Annotated in this window: 15 protein-coding genes, 1 tRNA gene and 4 pseudogenes; 9 read left to right on the top strand and 11 right to left on the bottom strand. The window is 68.5% G+C overall.

Going from position 1 to position 15,460, the window contains the following annotated elements; translation table 11 throughout:
- Positions 1–11: 11 nt before the first annotated feature.
- The 3 genes from CJ197_RS12365 to CJ197_RS12355 all read right to left on the bottom strand — a co-directional run bounded on the left by CJ197_RS12365 (position 12) and on the right by CJ197_RS12355 (position 2,105).
- The gene (locus tag CJ197_RS12365) at positions 12–890 is read right to left on the bottom strand and encodes an A/G-specific adenine glycosylase (protein ID WP_199173930.1); all 879 of its coding nucleotides are present in this window, start codon (positions 888–890) and stop codon (positions 12–14) included.
- 77 nt (positions 891–967) lie between these two features.
- Positions 968–1,414 (bottom strand): large conductance mechanosensitive channel protein MscL, encoded by a 447-nt coding sequence (gene mscL, locus CJ197_RS12360; protein WP_102237051.1) that lies wholly within the window; start codon positions 1,412–1,414, stop codon positions 968–970.
- Positions 1,415–1,472: 58 nt separating this feature from the next.
- On the bottom strand, positions 1,473–2,105 hold the full coding sequence (locus tag CJ197_RS12355) for an SAF domain-containing protein (protein ID WP_102237050.1): 633 nt from the start codon (positions 2,103–2,105) through the stop codon (positions 1,473–1,475).
- A 106-nt stretch (positions 2,106–2,211) separates the two neighbouring features.
- Between CJ197_RS12355 and CJ197_RS15925 the strand changes: the two genes are divergently transcribed.
- A complete protein-coding gene (locus tag CJ197_RS15925; protein WP_369801547.1) occupies positions 2,212–2,385 on the top strand; it encodes a hypothetical protein in 174 nt (57 codons plus the stop codon).
- Positions 2,386–2,399: 14 nt separating this feature from the next.
- Here the strand turns inward: CJ197_RS15925 and CJ197_RS15920 are convergent.
- Both CJ197_RS15920 and CJ197_RS12345 read right to left on the bottom strand, forming a co-directional pair.
- Positions 2,400–2,543 (bottom strand): annotated as a pseudogene (locus CJ197_RS15920) (FmdB family zinc ribbon protein); the annotation flags it as partial.
- Between the two features lie 101 nt (positions 2,544–2,644).
- On the bottom strand, positions 2,645–3,334 hold the full coding sequence (locus tag CJ197_RS12345) for a 5-formyltetrahydrofolate cyclo-ligase (protein ID WP_102237048.1): 690 nt from the start codon (positions 3,332–3,334) through the stop codon (positions 2,645–2,647).
- A 74-nt stretch (positions 3,335–3,408) separates the two neighbouring features.
- Here CJ197_RS12345 and CJ197_RS12340 point away from each other — a divergent pair, with 74 nt between their 5' ends.
- The 7 genes from CJ197_RS12340 (at position 3,409) to CJ197_RS12315 (ending at position 8,741) form a co-directional block, all read left to right on the top strand.
- A complete protein-coding gene (locus tag CJ197_RS12340; protein ID WP_102237047.1) occupies positions 3,409–4,113 on the top strand; it encodes a GNAT family N-acetyltransferase in 705 nt (234 codons plus the stop codon).
- 36 nt (positions 4,114–4,149) lie between these two features.
- Entirely contained in the window at positions 4,150–5,034 is an 885-nt protein-coding gene (locus tag CJ197_RS12335; RefSeq protein WP_102237046.1) for a hypothetical protein, read from the top strand.
- 25 nt (positions 5,035–5,059) lie between these two features.
- Positions 5,060–6,265, top strand: a complete 1,206-nt coding sequence (locus CJ197_RS12330) for an alanine racemase (protein WP_102237045.1) — start codon at positions 5,060–5,062, stop codon at positions 6,263–6,265.
- A gap of 29 nt (positions 6,266–6,294) precedes the next feature.
- Positions 6,295–7,608 (top strand): D-arabinono-1,4-lactone oxidase, encoded by a 1,314-nt coding sequence (locus tag CJ197_RS12325; RefSeq protein WP_102237044.1) that lies wholly within the window; start codon positions 6,295–6,297, stop codon positions 7,606–7,608.
- 57 nt (positions 7,609–7,665) lie between these two features.
- Positions 7,666–7,953 (top strand): inositol monophosphatase family protein, encoded by a 288-nt coding sequence (locus CJ197_RS15630; protein ID WP_233190926.1) that lies wholly within the window; start codon positions 7,666–7,668, stop codon positions 7,951–7,953.
- Entirely contained in the window at positions 7,901–8,581 is a 681-nt protein-coding gene (locus tag CJ197_RS12320) for an inositol monophosphatase (protein ID WP_233190933.1), read from the top strand. Before CJ197_RS15630 ends, CJ197_RS12320 begins: the two co-directional genes overlap by 53 nt.
- An 87-nt stretch (positions 8,582–8,668) precedes the next feature.
- Positions 8,669–8,741 (top strand) — tRNA-Ala (locus CJ197_RS12315).
- 97 nt (positions 8,742–8,838) lie between these two features.
- Here CJ197_RS12315 and CJ197_RS15770 read toward each other — a convergent pair.
- From CJ197_RS15770 to CJ197_RS12290, 4 genes and pseudogenes are all read right to left on the bottom strand, one after another.
- Positions 8,839–9,078, bottom strand: a pseudogene (locus tag CJ197_RS15770) (tyrosine-type recombinase/integrase); the annotation flags it as partial.
- Between the two features lie 111 nt (positions 9,079–9,189).
- Positions 9,190–9,654 carry a tyrosine-type recombinase/integrase gene (locus CJ197_RS12305; protein ID WP_158239492.1) on the bottom strand — a complete coding sequence of 155 codons (465 nt, stop codon included), beginning with the start codon at positions 9,652–9,654 and terminating at the stop codon, positions 9,190–9,192.
- 503 nt (positions 9,655–10,157) lie between these two features.
- Complete coding sequence (locus tag CJ197_RS12295; protein ID WP_102237040.1) at positions 10,158–10,379, bottom strand: AlpA family transcriptional regulator; 222 nt, start codon at positions 10,377–10,379, stop codon at positions 10,158–10,160.
- Positions 10,380–10,847: 468 nt separating this feature from the next.
- Positions 10,848–12,235 (bottom strand): annotated as a pseudogene (locus CJ197_RS12290) (IS1380 family transposase).
- A gap of 707 nt (positions 12,236–12,942) precedes the next feature.
- Between CJ197_RS12290 and CJ197_RS12285 the strand changes: the two are divergent.
- Complete coding sequence (locus tag CJ197_RS12285; RefSeq protein ID WP_146007775.1) at positions 12,943–14,667, top strand: ABC transporter ATP-binding protein; 1,725 nt, start codon at positions 12,943–12,945, stop codon at positions 14,665–14,667.
- Positions 14,668–14,988: 321 nt separating this feature from the next.
- On the opposite strand, the pseudogene CJ197_RS12275 reads toward CJ197_RS12285, so the two are convergent.
- Positions 14,989–15,189: pseudogene (locus CJ197_RS12275) on the bottom strand (integrase core domain-containing protein); the annotation flags it as partial.
- Positions 15,190–15,191: 2 nt separating this feature from the next.
- On the bottom strand, positions 15,192–15,460 hold a 269-nt coding region (locus CJ197_RS12270), incomplete at its 5' end, for a transposase (RefSeq protein WP_146007774.1).

The following is a 15,460-nucleotide window of genomic DNA, read 5'->3' as shown; positions in this document are numbered from 1 at the left end:
CGCGGCGGGCCTCAGGGCAGCCGCAGGTGCTCGTGATCCCAGATGGCGAGCCCATCGGCCACCAGGGAGGCGGTGCAGCGTCGCACGCGCTCCGGATCCGCGGGATCCAGTGCCGCTAAGCGCGTCGCATCGGGGTGCTCATCGCTGCGCAGCAGCGCCATGATCTGTCCGCGCAGCTGCCGATCCGTGCCCTCAAAGGCCTGGGTGCGGCGTGAGCCCTCGAGGGGCGCGGGGGAGCCGGCCGCGACCCAGGCGCAGCGGCCCGCGGCGAGCGGACAGCTTTCGCAGCGCGGTGAGCGGGCAGTGCACACCAGAGCTCCGAGCTCCATCACCGCCTGGTTCCAGCGCACCGACATCTCATCCTGCGCCGGTAGCCAGCTCGCGGCCAGCTCTCTTTCGGCGGCTGTGTACGACGGGGCCGGCAGTGCGGCGCCGGTGACCGCTCGCGCCAGGACCCGTCGAATGTTGGTGTCGGCGACGACGGCGCGGCCGTGGTGGGCGAAGGCGGTGACCGCCGCGGCGGTGTACTCGCCGATGCCGGGCAGGGCCCGCAGCGCGTCGATGCCGCGCGGCACCTCACCACCGTGATCGCGGACGATCGCGCGGGCGCATTCCTGCAGCCGCAGCGCCCGGCGCGGGTAGCCCAGACGGTCCCAGGCTCGCAGCACCTCCGCGGTCGGGGCGGCAGCAAGATCCGCCGGGGCAGGCCAACGGTGCATCCACTCCTGCCAACGCGGCAGCACCCGGGAGACCGGGGTCTGCTGCAGCATCACCTCGGAGACGAGAATCGACCAGGCGGAGGCATCCGGGTGGCGCCACGGCAGATCCCGCCCCGCCTGCTGGAACCAGGTGATGACCGCATGATGCACCGCCTCCGGGGTGGCGGGCATGACAACGGCGCGGGGCGGAACCTCTCGGTCCCGCCCCGCGCCGGGGTCGCTCGGTGCCGGGGCACCAGGGGTCATGCTCAGACCTGCGGCGGGTTCTGCGGGTTCTGCGCGGTCGTGCCGGGGGTGGTGCCGCGGCCGGTGAGGGCATCGCGGATCTCGGTGAGCAGCATGATGTCTTCGGAGACCGGGGTCTCCTCGACCTCCGGCAGGCCGCGACGCTTACGGTCGAGCTTGCGGGCCTGAGAGATCGGCAGGACGAAGACGAAGTAGACCACCGCAGCGGTGATCAGGAAGGCGATCACGGCCGAGAGCACCGCGCCCAGATCGACGCGGGTGGCCTCATTGGCCTGAATGATCTTGAACGACAGCCCGTTCACGTTGGTGCCGCCGAACACGTTGATCACAGGCTGGATCAGGTTGTCGACGAAGGCTCCGATCAGAGCCGTGAACGCGCCACCGATGACGACACCGACGGCGAGGTCGATGACGTTGCCCTGCATGACGAAGTCCTTGAAGCCCTTCATGGGGTCATCCTTACTGAAGAGGGGGATGGGTCGGCCGCGGCGCGGCCCGGGGGGCACTTTAGCCGATGACGGTCACCGTCACACCGCCAGCTGTTAATGAGTGCGCGACCTCACCGACGTCTGCGCGGCTGACCTGCACGATCATGGGAGCTCCGCCGCCTGCGGCATTCCCTGGCAGCGGTGAGTCCGCCGCAGCCGCGGGAGCTTGGAGCACGACGCCCTCCACCTCCCGGCTCTGCCCTGTGATGGGATCGCTCAGCTGCAGCGCGACGGCGGTGCCGGGTCGCAGATGGGCGGTCAGCGCCTCTGGGGCCGGGACGGCGACCAGCGCCGATCCCTCAGGCACGGCAGAGGCGGCAGGGTCCTCGAGCATCGGTTCGAGCACCGCGGTTCCGGCCGGCACCGGCACGGTCACGGTTCGGCCGACCAGATCGGCGGGCTCCTGCACGGCGCCGACCGGTACCAGCCGCGCGGCGACCCGCACCATCGTGAGATCCTCCGGCGCCAGGACGGTGCCGATCGGGAGATCATCACGAGCGGTCGCCACGGTGATGCCGTGCGTCGATGGCGGCAGCAGGGAGGGGGCGATCGAGGCGAGCAGCACAGCGAGAGCCAGGGCAGCGAGGGTGCGGCGGCGCCGCCGCAGCGCACGTCGCCACAGCGGAATCTGGGAGCGCAATCGGGAAAGCATGGCCCCGACGCTAGGCGCCGACGGCCCGCACGTCCCCGGCCCCAAGCGAATTGTGGATAAAGGGCCGTTGTGGAGGAGAGGTCAGGCGGCCGATCCGCTCGCGCCTGTGGTGCTCGTCGAGCTCCCGGAGCTGCTCGTGCTCGTCGAACTCCCGGTGGAGGACGGGGTCCCCGAACCGTCAGATCCGGACGCCCCGGAGCCGGAGCCCTCAGAGCCTCCGCTGCTCGGGCTCTTCGCCGCGGTCGATCCCGGCGCGGAGGACTGCGAATCGGTGGAGTAGAAGCCGGAGCCTTTGAAGACGATGCCCACGGTGTCGAAGACCTTGCGTAGGGTGCTCTGCTGGCACTCGGGGCACGTGGTCAGCGAATCCTCGCTGAAGCTCTGGTACTGCTCGAAACGGTGCTCGCAGCTCTTGCAGGCATAAACGTACGTGGGCACGCGGATCCTCCGGGGTGGGTCACAGCCCGCCGCCGTGGCCGGGCCGAGCAGATCCTACGACCTCCCCGGCCCTGCCGTGCGCGGGAGCGCGCTCGGCAAGATCAGCCGAGCGCCTCGAGCCCCGCTGCGGTCAGCACCTCCGGGACCGGCACATCGTGCGCATCCCGCGGCAGCGTCCCCGTCGGCAACAGGTCATCAGGGTTGATGACGGCGATGATCCGGACCTCCTCCGGCGCATGGCGCAGCGCACGGTCGTAATATCCGCCGCCATGTCCGAGCCGCGTCCCGCTGCGATCGACGGCGAGCGCCGGGGCGAGAATGAGGCTCACCTGAGACAGGGCGTCTGTGCCGCGGCGCGGGCCCTCGGGCTCCTTCCCGAAGCCACGGCCGGGGGAGTCCATGAACGGTGAGCTGCCATCCCACACCGCCCAGTCCAGCTCGCGACCCGCGGCGACGGGGAACAGCACTTCGGCACCCGAGCGCGCCAGGGCGGCCGCAAGCGGCATCACGTCGGCCTCGGTCGGGGTGGGATGGAACGCCGACACCCGCACGGGGGCACTGCCGTCCCGCGCGGAGCGCGCTGCGGCCGTGGCGATCATCTCGAGCAGCGGGGCGGCATGCTCGAGCAGCTGCTGCCCCTCCCGCTCCCGCCTCCGCGCGCCCTCCGTAGTGCCGTACAGCTCACGACGCCGGGCACGCAGCTGAGTGCGCAGCGCACGCTTGACGGCGACGCGCTCAGGGTCGGCGGGGGAGCCCGGGGAGTCGGTGCGAGCGGTGGGGTCGGTATCCATAAGCGCACCATGCCACAGGGCGCGCGTCGGCACAGGGAGCTCGGGGCAGATCCTGTCCGGTCTACGATGACGCGATGGTGCATGTGTGGCCGCTCGTCCTGCGCGATGAGGAGCTCGTGCTGCGACCGCTGCGACGACGCGACCGCGGCGCCTACGAACGCCTGCGGGCGCGCAACGCCCAGTGGCTGCGGCCGTGGGACGCGACCGACCCCGAACACCCCGGGCACATCCCCGACTTCCGATCCGTCCGCCGCTGGGGCGAGCAGCAGGCCAAGGACGGCACCCACCTGCCGCTCGCGCTGACCGTGAACGGGCAGCTGGCCGGGCAGATCACCGCCGGCCCCATCCAGTACGGGGCACTGCGCAGCGCCACCCTGGGCTACTGGATCGACCACGAGCGCGCCGGACAGGGCCTGGTGCCCCGCGCCGCCGCCCTGCTCATGGACCATCTCTTCGCCGAGCTGGGACTGCACCGCATCGAGGTGACCGTCCGCCCGGAGAACGCTGCGAGCCTGCGCGTGGTCGAAAAGCTGCAGCTGCGGCCCGAAGGTCTACGTCGCAGCGCCATCCACGTCGACGGTGCCTGGCGCGACCACCTCGTCTTCGCCCTCACCGCGGAGGATGCCCGTCTGGATCTGGACGGTCGCGGCGTGCTGCGGCGGCTCAAGAATCAGATGCGTCACCAGAATCAGTTCGTTCACCGCGCCGCCGCCGCGGCGGAAAAGCCGACGGACTCGCCGCGAGAAAAGGAGATCGCGCCCGACACGCCCAGCCTGTGACCAGGGAAAGCACATCGGTGTCATTACTCTGGGCGCGTGGAGTCGATCAATCTCGGAGCGGTGCTCTTCGCCCTCCTCCTGCTGCTGTGGCTGGCCTATGCGCTGCCGCGCACGGCGAGCCGCCGTGAGGTGATGGGCCGTGCCCGCGCCGCGGAGCAGGCCGAGATGTCCTCCCAAGCGCGCGACCTCTCCGCTGCCGTGCGCTCCCGTCGCTCCCCGGCAGAGATGAGGCCCGCTATGAGCCAGGACCGCGTGATGCTGCGTCCCGTCGACCCCACCGCCCGCCCCCGCTTCGACGCGGAACCCGGAATCCGCGTGGATCTCGAGGGCGAGCGGGCCCGCTCGCGTCGCCTGCTGAGCGTCGTACTGGCAGTGCTGGTGCTCAGCGTGATCGGTCTGACCATCGCCGCGGTGCTCGGCCCCGTCCCGTGGTGGGCGCCCCTGGCCGGGCTCGCGGTGCTGGGGGTCTACCTGATCGGGCTGCGCCGCGCCGAGCTGCGCCGTCGGGCCCTTGCTACGCGCGCTGCCACGCGTGCCCGCCGAGAGCGGGCCGAGCGGGAGACAGCTCGCCGCCGCGCCGAGTCTCAGGCAGCCGCCCGGACCACTGGGGCGTCGGCTCGCATCGATGCCACGGACACCCCGACTGAGCGCGTTGATCTGGAGCAGACCGCCGAACGCGCCCGGGCCCAGGTGGAGCGGCCTGGGGAGTGGACTCCGCGCCCCGTGCCGCGGCCCACCTATGCACTGCGCGGCGAGGTCGATGACCTCGCCAGCCGCCACGCCGCCCACCGCCAGTCGATGCTCCGCTCCGGCGTCCCGTTGGAGGCGGAGAACGTCGAGGAGCTCGAAGCCACCTCCGAGTCCCTCCCGGCCGCGCTGGACCTGCGCCTGGACGAGATCCTCGAGCGCCGTCGCGCTTGACCAGCACCGCCCGGAAGAAGCCGCCATGACCGACCGCATCGCCACCATCGAGCGTCTGCTCGCCCGGGCGGGCGCAGACCAGCGGCCTCTGGCAGTGCTGGATCTCGATGCCTTCGACGCCAACGCCGAGGACCTCGCGCGCCGCGCACAGGGCATGCCCATCCGCGTGGCCTCCAAGTCACTGCGGGTGCGCGGCCTGCTGGAACGCGTGCTGCGCCGCCCCGAGTTCCAGGGGATCCTCTCCTACAGCCTCCCCGAGGCGCTGTGGCTCGTCGAGCACGGCATGGATGACGTCGTCGTCGCCTACCCGACGGCGGAGCGCGCCGCCCTGCGCGAGCTCGCCGCCCGCCCCGCTGCGCTGGATGCCATCACCCTCATGGTCGACGAGGTCGCCCAGCTCGAGCTGATCAGCGCGGCGATCGCGGACCTGGCGCCACTGCCGGGCGGCTCCCGGATCCGCGTGGCCATCGAGCTGGATGTGTCCTACGCGCCGCTGCCCGGGGTGCGCTTCGGCGCCTTCCGCTCCCCGGTGCGCACACCCGCGCAGGCCGCTGCGCTGGCCCGCGAGATCGTGGCCCGGCCCCAGCTGCTCCTGGTGGGAATGATGGCCTACGAGGGCCACATCGCCGGGGTCACCGACAACGCCCGCACGCCCTACGGCATGGCGGTGCGCGGCATGAAGGCCCTGTCACGGCCTGATATCGCCGCGCGCCGCGCTGAGGCGGTCGCCGCGGTGCGGGAGCTGACGGACCTCGAATTCATCAACGGCGGCGGCACCGGCTCGATCGAATCCACCCGCGCCGAAGCCGCGGTCACCGAAATCGCCGCCGGATCGGGCCTCATCGGCCCGGGCCTGTTCGACCGCTACGTGGACTTCACGCCGCAGCCCGCGCTGCTGCTGGCCCTCAGCGTGGTACGGCGCCCCGCCCCCGAGGTCGCAACCCTGCTCGGCGGCGGCTGGATCGCCTCCGGCGTGCCGGGGGAGGACCGTCTGCCCACAATCGCCCACCCGGTCGGACTCGCCTTCGCCCCGCAGGAGGCCGCCGGGGAGGTGCAGACCCCCGTCATGGGACCGGCAGCCGCAGACCTGCGGGTGGGCGATACCGTGTGGCTGCGGCACGCCAAAGCCGGCGAGCCCGCAGAGCACTTCACGCACTACCACCTCGTCGACGGCGACGAGCTGCTCGGCACCATCCCCACGTATCGCGGCGAAGGGGAGCTCTTCCTCTGACATCACGCCGCCGGCCCGAAGGAGTACCGGTGAGCATCACCACCCACAGCCACCGCAACTGGAGCGGATCGGCTCGCTTCACCCCGCAGGAAATCCTCGCCCCCACCAGCGAGGACGAGGTCACTGCAGCGCTCGCTCGCGCCCGCGCGCTCGGGGTGCCGCTGCGCGTGATCGGCGGCGGCCACTCTTTCTCCCCGCTCGTGCGCACCGACGGGGTGCTCATGAGCCTGGACGGCTATCAGGGACTGGTCAGCGCCGATCCGAGCACGGGCCTGGTGACCCTGCGCGGTGGCACGCGCCTGTGGGCGATCGGGGACCTGCTGGCCCCGCACGGTCTCGCGCTCGCGGTGATGGGGGATATCGACCGGCAGTCGATCTCCGGGGCCATCCAGACCGGCACCCACGGCACCGGCGCCTACTACACGGGCTTCGCCGGGATGGTGCGGGCGCTGCGGCTGGCCCTGGCCGACGGGTCGATCGTGGACACGTCTCCGACGCAGGACCCGGACCTGTTCCAGGCCGCGCGGTTGGGCCTCGGCGCGGTGGGCGTGATCCTCGAGGTGACGCTGCAGGCGGTGCCCGCCTACCGGCTGGAACTCGTGGAGGGCACCGAGGGGGTGGACGCCACGGCCGCATCGTTCCTGGCGGACTGCGAGATCGCCGACCACCACGAGTTCTTCTGGTTCCCCCGCACCGGGCGGGCAACGGTGCGCACGATGCGCCGCCGGGGGATGGAGGCACCGCGGCAGCGCCCGTCGAAGCTCGCCGAGACGATGAAGTCCGAGGTGCTCGGCAACGGGGTGTTCGAGCTGATGTGCCGCAGCGCTGCGCTGCTGCCACCGCTCAGCCGCCCGGTCGCTGAGATCGCCTCCCGGGCCTTCGCCTCCACCGACACGGTGGTGGATGATTCGCCGCGCGTGTATGCCGCGTCCCGTCGGGTGCGATTCCACGAATCGGAATGGGCGATCCCCGCGCACCGTTTCGAGGAGGCCTTTGGCGCCCTGCGCCGCCGCTTCGAGGACGAGAACGTGCGGGTCACCTTCCCGCTGGAGATCCGCCGGGTCGCCGCCGATGATGCGTGGCTGTCCACCGCCTACGAGCGCGAGAGCGTGTACATCGCCGCCCACCGCTACTGCTGGGAAGAGGCTGCGCCGTACCTCCTGCTGGTCCAGGGCGCTCTGGCACCGTTCGCTGCCCGCCCCCACTGGGGCAAGCAGCACTGGCTGGGGGCACGGGAGCTGCGGGAGCTGTACCCGCGGTTCGAGGACTTCCGGGCAGTGCGGGAGGCGGCAGACCCCGACGGGGTGCTGATGACCCCGTATCTGCGGCATCTGCTGGGCTGATGTCCGAGGCGCAGGCACCCTCCCCGGACGGTGAGGGCACGGGATAGCCTGGCCGCGATGAACACCACCGCGCCTGCCCCCACCCGCCTGCTCGAGATCGCGACCGCCGCGGCGCATGAGGCCGCCCAGTATCTGCGCGCCCTGGACCGCGACCACATCGCCCGCGAATACAAGACCAGCAGCCACGACATCGCCACCGAGCATGACCGGGCTGCGGAGGACATCATCGTCGCCGCGCTGCGGGACATGCTGCCCAGCGCCCGGATCGTCGGCGAGGAAGGCGGGGAGCGCCCTGCCGAGGCCCCCCCAGGACACCGCCGGGGAGGCGGCGGCAGAGGCCGGTGACGCCGCCCAGCAGGTCTCCTTCTACGTCGACCCGATCGATGGGACCAGCAATTTCGCGGCCGGTCTGCCGCTGTTCTGCATTTCGATCGGCGTGACGGTGGGGGAGGAGCTTGTGGCCGGGGTGATCGACGCCCCGATCCTGGGTCAGGTGTTTACCGCGGCCGATGGGCCCGCGATGCTTAACGGCCGCGTGCTCGAGCCGCGGCCCACCCGCCCGGCGCGTGACGCCATGATCCTCTCCGGCTTCCCCGGCCAGTCGATCGGCCGAGAAGCCCCGGACTTCGCGGGCCCCGCCTCCGTGGAACTCGCGCGCTCCGTCTCCGCGGTGCGCCACTACGGCAGCGCCGCGCTCGAGCTTGCCTATGTCGCTGCAGGCTGGGCCGATGCGACCGGCCTGGGGCACATCAACGCCTGGGATGTCGCCGCCGGCTTCCACCTGGTGCGCCAGGCCGGCGGGTCGATCCGTACCTGGCCCGGACGGGAGGTCGCCGAGCGGCCCGACTACCTGCAGCCGGCCTATGTGGCCTGCACCGGCGCGGAGCGCCTGGAGACCTTCGATGCGCTGATGGAGCAGCTGCAGCAGCTGCGCACCAGCGGGCAGGGTGAGCAGCTGGGAGCCGGGCACTGAGGAGGCTGTGACCTTCGTCAAGACCGCCCGGGCGAGGCGACGACACCCCTGATCGGGTGCTAGTCTTGCCAGGTCGCCCGGCGACATGGGGCTATGGCGCAGTTGGTAGCGCGTCTCGTTCGCAATGAGAAGGTCGGGGGTTCGAATCCCCCTAGCTCCACCGAGTATCACGCTTTGAGTATGGCCCCTGACCTGGTGTTCCACCGGATCAGGGGTCGTTTCGTTTACGCCGTGGACACGCGGTGGACACACACGGCTCAGGTGTACGTGTCCGCGAGTGACGCCTCCAGCTCCTCCCACGCGGCGTCGGCACGGGCGGCGACGTCGTCCAGATCGCTGTCGAAAAGGTCGCTGTAGACGTCGAGCGTCATTGCCGCGCTCTCGTGACCGAGCATCCTCTGGACTGCCTTGACTGATGCGCCCGACTGCACCGCAAGCGACGCGGCCGTATGCCGAAGATCGTGAGGAGACAGGTACGTGATCCCCGCACGTCCGAGTGCCGCCTGGAGCCGGCTGGGATTCCCCGGCGCGTCTTCAGCAACATGGCTCGGGAGAGTGCGGAACGCATCAGGATCGCGCGGAGAGGGGAGCGCGAGCGAGTCCCCCGATCAGCCAGCGATGAGCGCGTCGAGCTCCGTTGCGAGATGGCGTGGGATCGGGACGCTACGCCGCTCCCACGTTTTCGGGTCCGTCACGTGCCACACGCCGTCGACCAAGGTCGCGGACCGGCGTACGTGCAGCCGACCACGAGCCGTGTCGACGTCCTCGACACGCAGGCCGACTGCCTCACCCCAGCGAAGGCCGCCGAGCGCGAGCACCAGGAACAAGCAGCGATCGGCAGGGGTTCTGCACACGCCTGCGGCAGCGCGAACATCCGCCCGGGAAAGGTAGCGCCGATTGGCACCCCGCTTCCCCCTGCCCTTCCGTGGAAGCTCGATACCTTTCGCCGGGTTGGCGGCGATGCGGCGGTCCTCGACGGCCACCTCGAGAGCCCCTCGAAGGACCTCGACCGCACGGATCACAACCGTGGCGGACCGGGTGCCCCGCTGCCTGGAGCGCGCCATCTCACTCATCGGAACATCCTCACCCGCCGCCAGAGAGGTCACCCAGCGCTGGATCCCACGTCGCGTCACCTGAGCGACCTGGACCCCTCCCATCGCGGTTCGACGTAGGAGGCCCAGGATCGCTCCAGCGAAGATAACGAGGAGGGCTTCAGGCGGGTCGACTTCGAGTCTCGATAGTGCTCCCAGCACAACGCGACCGTCACCCTCCCAGAGGACATGGAGGCGTAACTGCCGGATCGAATCTCCGCCTCCAGTTCGGAACGGGCCTCCCGCGCGCGGGCCATAGACGTGAACCCGCGACGCTTGATGGACTTGCCTTCCCTGTCCCGTATGCGGAATAGGTATCGGGTCACTCCCAGGCGGGTGTCGTACTCGTAGATCCCCGGATAACGGGTCTTCCGCTCCCTGACATCAGACATGACATCCCGCCCCTCGCCTGCGGTCACAGGGCGTCGACTGCGACCGATGCCACAGGCCACGCATCGAGTGCGCGGATGCCGAAAAGTGGGCCGTCACCGCGCCGACACCACGAGCTGAGCCTCAGTCCATTCGATGAGGTCGGCTTCGCGGTAGCGGACCGCCCCGCGGGGCGACTTGCCGGTGCGCACGAAGGCGGGTCCGGTACCGCGGAGCCGGTACGTCTCGAGCGTCCGACGGGACAGCGCCAGAGCGTAGGCGGCCTCGTTCGTGGTGAGCAGGCGCAGCGACGCCCGCTGAGATGTCGTGCGATCCATGATGCAGATCCCTCCGTGTCCTTCCAGAACGCGGGCTCCGGCCGGAACTCGCGGACGGACGCCCGATCGCAGTGGAACGCCGTCACTTCCTTCAGTGGGCGGGAGATACTCCACAGTGCGATCAGACCCGATATGAGGGCAGGCCTCTTAGCCCCGCGATACTCCCGTCCGCCCATCGGCCGCCTGGAGAGGACCCAGCGCGCGCACGACGCCGACGTGAAGTTGACCCCCGGAGCGAACGCTGTCCGACGCAGCATCCCGTTCGCGCTCGATGGCGCTTGGGACTACCGTCAGCGGTCTAACCTCGATGTTTCATCGGGTTCGTGAGCGGGGGTGGTCGGCGTCGTTGCCGGTGTTCATCGGGGGATTCTGGCGTGGGGGTGTGACGGCTTGCCGCGTGTCGTCGCGGTGGTCGGGGTTCCAGGGGCCGGGTCCTTGTGGTCGTGGGCGGTCAAGGGTCGCGGTGGTCTATCCGCTGGGGGCGGGCAATGCGCGCAGTCGAGCGTGGGCGGCCTGGACAATCCCGGACCAGGCCGTCCGCTGTGACAGGCGCACGATCCGGGCGCGGGCATGGCGGGCGAATGCCGCCGGGATCTGGAACAGCCGGTGGCGCAGGCGTTTGGGCTCCCACCTCCTGGCTGGCTGATCAGGGTGGCCCAAAAGCCCCATCCAGGCCGTGATCTCGCTGGCCAGTGCCACGATCTGGCACCAGATACGGTTTTGCGCGAAAGTCCTCAGCGGCAGGTTCTCAAGGCCTGTGTCCTTGGCGATCCGGATCCTGTCCTCGCAGCGTGCACGGCGGCGGTGCCGGACCTCGAGATCAGCAAGCTGCCCGCGCGTAGTGTTCGTCGCAAACGCGGTCAGCCGATACCCATCGACGTCATCGAACCGCAGCTGCACTCCCGGATGAGGACGCTCCCGGCGCACGATCACCCGCATCCCCTCCGGCCAGCCTGTCAGGTCCAGCAGGCCGGTCAGCTCCGCGACGTCCGCTCCCTCACACGGCGTGCCATCGGGATCATAGGCGGGCTCCCACACGTGCTCGGGGATCACCCGGTAGAGCTCCGGAGTGTTTGTCGGCAGGGTGTATCCCACCGAGTACGACACCCGGCGGCGGGTCAGCTCCTGGAGCGTGGCCTTCGTGGATCCGGCACCATCGATCCTGATCAGCACCTTCTTGCCCGGTCGGGGACCGACTCCGGCCTGCTCCAGGGCCGAGCGGATCACCGTGGCGTGGTCAGCGGCAGTGTTGGAGCCGGCACTGCCGGGCCGCAGCAGGCAGGTGAGCATCTCTCCACCCCCGGCACGACCGTGGTCGGCAAAGGCCAGCAGCGGATGAACCCGAAGCCCTTCTTGAACGTCGGTGCCGCGTGCTCTTTGTCGCTGTGAGCCGTCACCAGCGTCGCATCCAGATCGATGACCAGCGGATCCGCTGCACACGCCCCGTGGGACGGGGCGTGCTCCCCCGCCAGGTCCCAGGCCGTCTTCCGTGCTGCCCGGCGGGCCGCGCCGATCGCCCGCACGGCCGTATCCACGTCCCCAGCCAGGACGCTCAGCAGGCGGGAGATCGTCGGATCAGAGGCCACGGGACCATACACCTCGGGCTCTGCCCGCAGCGTGGAAACATCAGCCAGGCAGTCACCACCCAACACGAGCATCAGCGCGAGATCCAGCAGGATCTTCCCGGGGTCATGCCTGGCCAGCGGCCGCCGCCATGGCGCCAGCGCTCTGGAAAGCTGCCCATCCAGGCCGGTGGCGCGCACGGTCTCGGTCAGCAGCACCCCGCCCGCGCTACCCACCGCGGACACTCTCGCGACATCAACCTGCACACGCGGATACAACCCGGTACTCTTCACCGTGAAGGTGCTCCTTTGACCTTGAAGACGTGGACTCTTGACAAGCCCTATTCTTCCAGGTCAGGAGCACCTTCCCGCATCACGACCCACCCCACGGACACCACACCGATGAAAGCCCGAGGCTAATGCTCGGGGTCGGTATATCGCACGCCAGGATTCGGATGACCTGGCGACGATTGGGAGGTTTGACCGCCAGTACGAGCACCTGATTCGTCATGATGTAGATTTTGGCTGGACGGGATATGAGGTGGCAGTACCTGAGGAAGTTCTCGAGAGGCACTATAGTAGGCCCTTACGTGTTAATGGCTCTGGAAATCCGTTTTGCGCAGGAGCGATAATGGTTCTCCGCGAACTATTGACTTCCATCGGAGGTTGGAGGCGAGAGGCATTCTTGTGCGAAGACTACGATCTGCACATCCGGCTACTTAACACGTGCGCTCGGTGGGGTTTTCTTGAGGGCGGGTGGTATAGGTATAATGTGAGGGGAGGTAGCAGCCACGTTCGTCACGGAGTTGAGATGGCTTGGTACGCTGAGCAGGTGCCGAACGGCGTCTTCCGCACATGGCCGGTCTCCTGGGGGCAGAGAGTAGGCGAGATGCGTTCACGCGCTAGTTGGGCGAAGAAGTTCTCAGCAAGCGGATTCTACTTGGAAGCGATGGAGGCTCTACGTGGCTCGATTCCGGCGCGTCGTTCGTAATATTCGGGAGGTGTCACCGTTTGGGCTGTCGTTTTGGGTTATGGCGTGGTCGCTCCGGGTGACGCCGTTAACCTTGTTGTGCTGTGCGGCAATCGAGGTTGTTGTCGCGCTACTTCCCGCCATGCAGGCTATCGCTTTCGGTTCGCTGGTCGATTGTCTCAACCGGGAGTGCGCTGGGTCAGATTTGATAGGGAACTTAGCGGCGACGGCCGGGATTGTCGGACTCGCGCAGGCACTCTCCTCTGTCGGGGCTTCGGTGAGGATGATTCTGAATTCCGACCTAGAATACGGTGCGAAACGTGAGCTTGCGAGGGCGGCCGCATGGCGCACCGCAGGTGACGTACAGGACCCGGGGAGTGGGCGCAGGCTTCAGGAAGCGAAGAATGCCATCCCTCTTCTCGCGATGATGCCTCAGTCCGTGATGACTGTTGCCGGAGCTGTGATTACCGCGGTGTCGCTGTGCTTGGCAATCTGGCACTACAACTGGGGCGCGGCGCTTTTCGTCGTCTTGGCGTTGTTTCCTTCCATCGTGGCTTTCATGAAAGTCTCGAAGATCGCGCGTCCGGTCTGGAGTGTGGTGGGCGAGGATGAGCGTATTGCCGAGTACCACTTCGACCAACTTAGGTACGAGGCGACCGGGGTTGAACTTGCGATGCTTGGCACGTCGACTCGGGTCGCGGAGCATGCCGGGCTCAGATGGGAGTCAGTGGGGGATGTACTCCGCCGCTTGCGGCTCCGTTCCGTAGGAGTGGAGCTCCCAGCAGGCGTCGTGACTGCTCTCTGCCTACTGCTGGCTTTGGCGATGCTGACGGTTTCTGGCAGCGGGAGTGCCGGAGCGTCTGTCGGCGTGCTTGCTATCGTCAGCGGGATAGCATCCACCAGCAATGCGGGTAACGCGGCGGGCCGCGTGTTGGCAGCTAACACGAGGGTGGCGGGCTACCGGCTGTTCACGGAGGAGCAGCGGGAGCCGAAGACTCAGCGAATAGTGCGGGACATCGGTTCTGTCGAAGTGCGGGATCTCGAGGTGACCTATCCAGGGGCGACGAAGCCCGCCCTCGATCGCGTGAGCGTAAAGGTCGAGGCGGGTGAGATGATCGGTATCGTCGGAGCTAATGGCGCGGGGAAGACGACCCTTGTATCGGCTATCTGTGGTTTAGTCCAAGCCCAGAGCGGCTCCGTCTTGATCGACGGTGTCGATCAGGCGGTGAGGTCGGAGACGGAGCGGTTCGCGATGATCGGCACGCTTTCGCAGGAGTTCGGAAGGTTCCAACTGTCCGTTCGTGACTCCGTGCTCCTGGGGACGCCGGAGCAGGATGTCCCGGATACGCGCATATGGGAGGCGCTCGAGTTCGTGGGGATCGCCGATCTTGTCCGGGAGATGAGTGGCGGGCTCGATGCCCAGCTCGGCGTCCAGTGGGGTGGGCGCGGTCTGTCGGGCGGCCAGTGGCAGCGGCTCGCGCTCGCCCGCATTGTCGTACGCGACGCTGGGATCTGGATCCTGGATGAGCCCACTTCGGCGATCGATGCGGAGGCGGAGGAGGAAATCTTCTCGCTACTGACTCGGTCGAAGAAGGAGAGGATCACCTGTGTGGTTTCGCATCGGGCTTGGACCTTGAAGCAAGTTGACAGAATCTATGTCCTCCATGAGGGACGGCTCGTCCAAGAGGGGCACTACGATGACCTCGTTACGTCTCCGGGGCGGTTCAAGGAACTGTTCCGCCAGCAGTTTGCGTGACGCTCAAGCATAATCAGTCTATGGTCGCCTCCCCCGACGGTTGCGTACGAAATCGACCTCAACGAGGAGAACGCCTCGAAGCGGCGCGAGGACCTGGCTGCGGGGATCGAGCCTTGCCGGCGCATCGGCGGACTCGCTCGCCGCGGCACTGCGGCGCGGAGCGCCTGCGATTTGAAGCACATCTGCGCCTGTACGCTGGAGCAGGGGCTCGAGGTCGGTGAGCGCGAGCGCAACAGCATGAAGCGTCCTGGGTTTCGTTCCGTGGTTACACGGTCGCGGGCACGGCCGTCGTGGGGTGAGTGTAGGTCGCTTCGACGGTTGCGGGGTTCGGTAGCCGAGAGCTTCGTGGAGCCGGGACGTGTTCCACCAGTGGACCCAGCCCATCGTGGCGAGCTCAACTTCGCTGACCGACCGCCAGATCCGCTTGGAGTAGATCAGATCCGTCTTGTAGAGGCCATTTACGGTCTCGGCCAGCGCGTTATCGTAGCTATCGCCGACCGTGCCGACCGAAGTTTTCAGGCTCTTCACAGATGACGGTGTAGTTCGGTTCTGAATCCTCCGGTGTCCAGCAGCGATCGGATGACGTAGTGGGCGAGGTTGCGGAAGCCCAGCGCGGTGCCGCGGAGGTGCTCGAGCCGGCTGTTGATCGCCTCCGTGGGGCCGTTGCTGGTGCCGGGGTGGTCGAAGTAGGCCAGCATGTCCCCGGCCCGGTGTTTCAGGGTCCAACCAAGGGTGATCAGCTCTTTGAGCTGCTTGGGTACTTCCTCGGTGAGGTCGTCGATCACTGCCTGCA

It is taken from the genome of Brachybacterium sp. UMB0905, from assembly GCF_002871795.1.
GTDB lineage: Bacteria > Actinomycetota > Actinomycetes > Actinomycetales > Dermabacteraceae > Brachybacterium.
Note: the sequence above shows the minus strand (reverse complement) of the source record. Positions and strands in the feature narration are given on the sequence as shown.

Coding starts and splice junctions, on each gene's coding strand:
- CJ197_RS12365 (WP_199173930.1), bottom strand. CDS start 890: ATGCCCGCCACCCCGGAGGCGGTGCATCATGCGGTCATCACCTGGTTC.
- mscL (WP_102237051.1), bottom strand. CDS start 1,414: ATGAAGGGCTTCAAGGACTTCGTCATGCAGGGCAACGTCATCGACCTC.
- CJ197_RS12355 (WP_102237050.1), bottom strand. CDS start 2,105: ATGCTTTCCCGATTGCGCTCCCAGATTCCGCTGTGGCGACGTGCGCTG.
- CJ197_RS12345 (WP_102237048.1), bottom strand. CDS start 3,334: ATGGATACCGACCCCACCGCTCGCACCGACTCCCCGGGCTCCCCCGCC.
- CJ197_RS12340 (WP_102237047.1), top strand. CDS start 3,409: ATGGTGCATGTGTGGCCGCTCGTCCTGCGCGATGAGGAGCTCGTGCTG.
- CJ197_RS12330 (WP_102237045.1), top strand. CDS start 5,060: ATGACCGACCGCATCGCCACCATCGAGCGTCTGCTCGCCCGGGCGGGC.
- CJ197_RS15630 (WP_233190926.1), top strand. CDS start 7,666: ATGAACACCACCGCGCCTGCCCCCACCCGCCTGCTCGAGATCGCGACC.
- CJ197_RS12305 (WP_158239492.1), bottom strand. CDS start 9,654: ATGAGTGAGATGGCGCGCTCCAGGCAGCGGGGCACCCGGTCCGCCACG.
- CJ197_RS12295 (WP_102237040.1), bottom strand. CDS start 10,379: ATGGATCGCACGACATCTCAGCGGGCGTCGCTGCGCCTGCTCACCACG.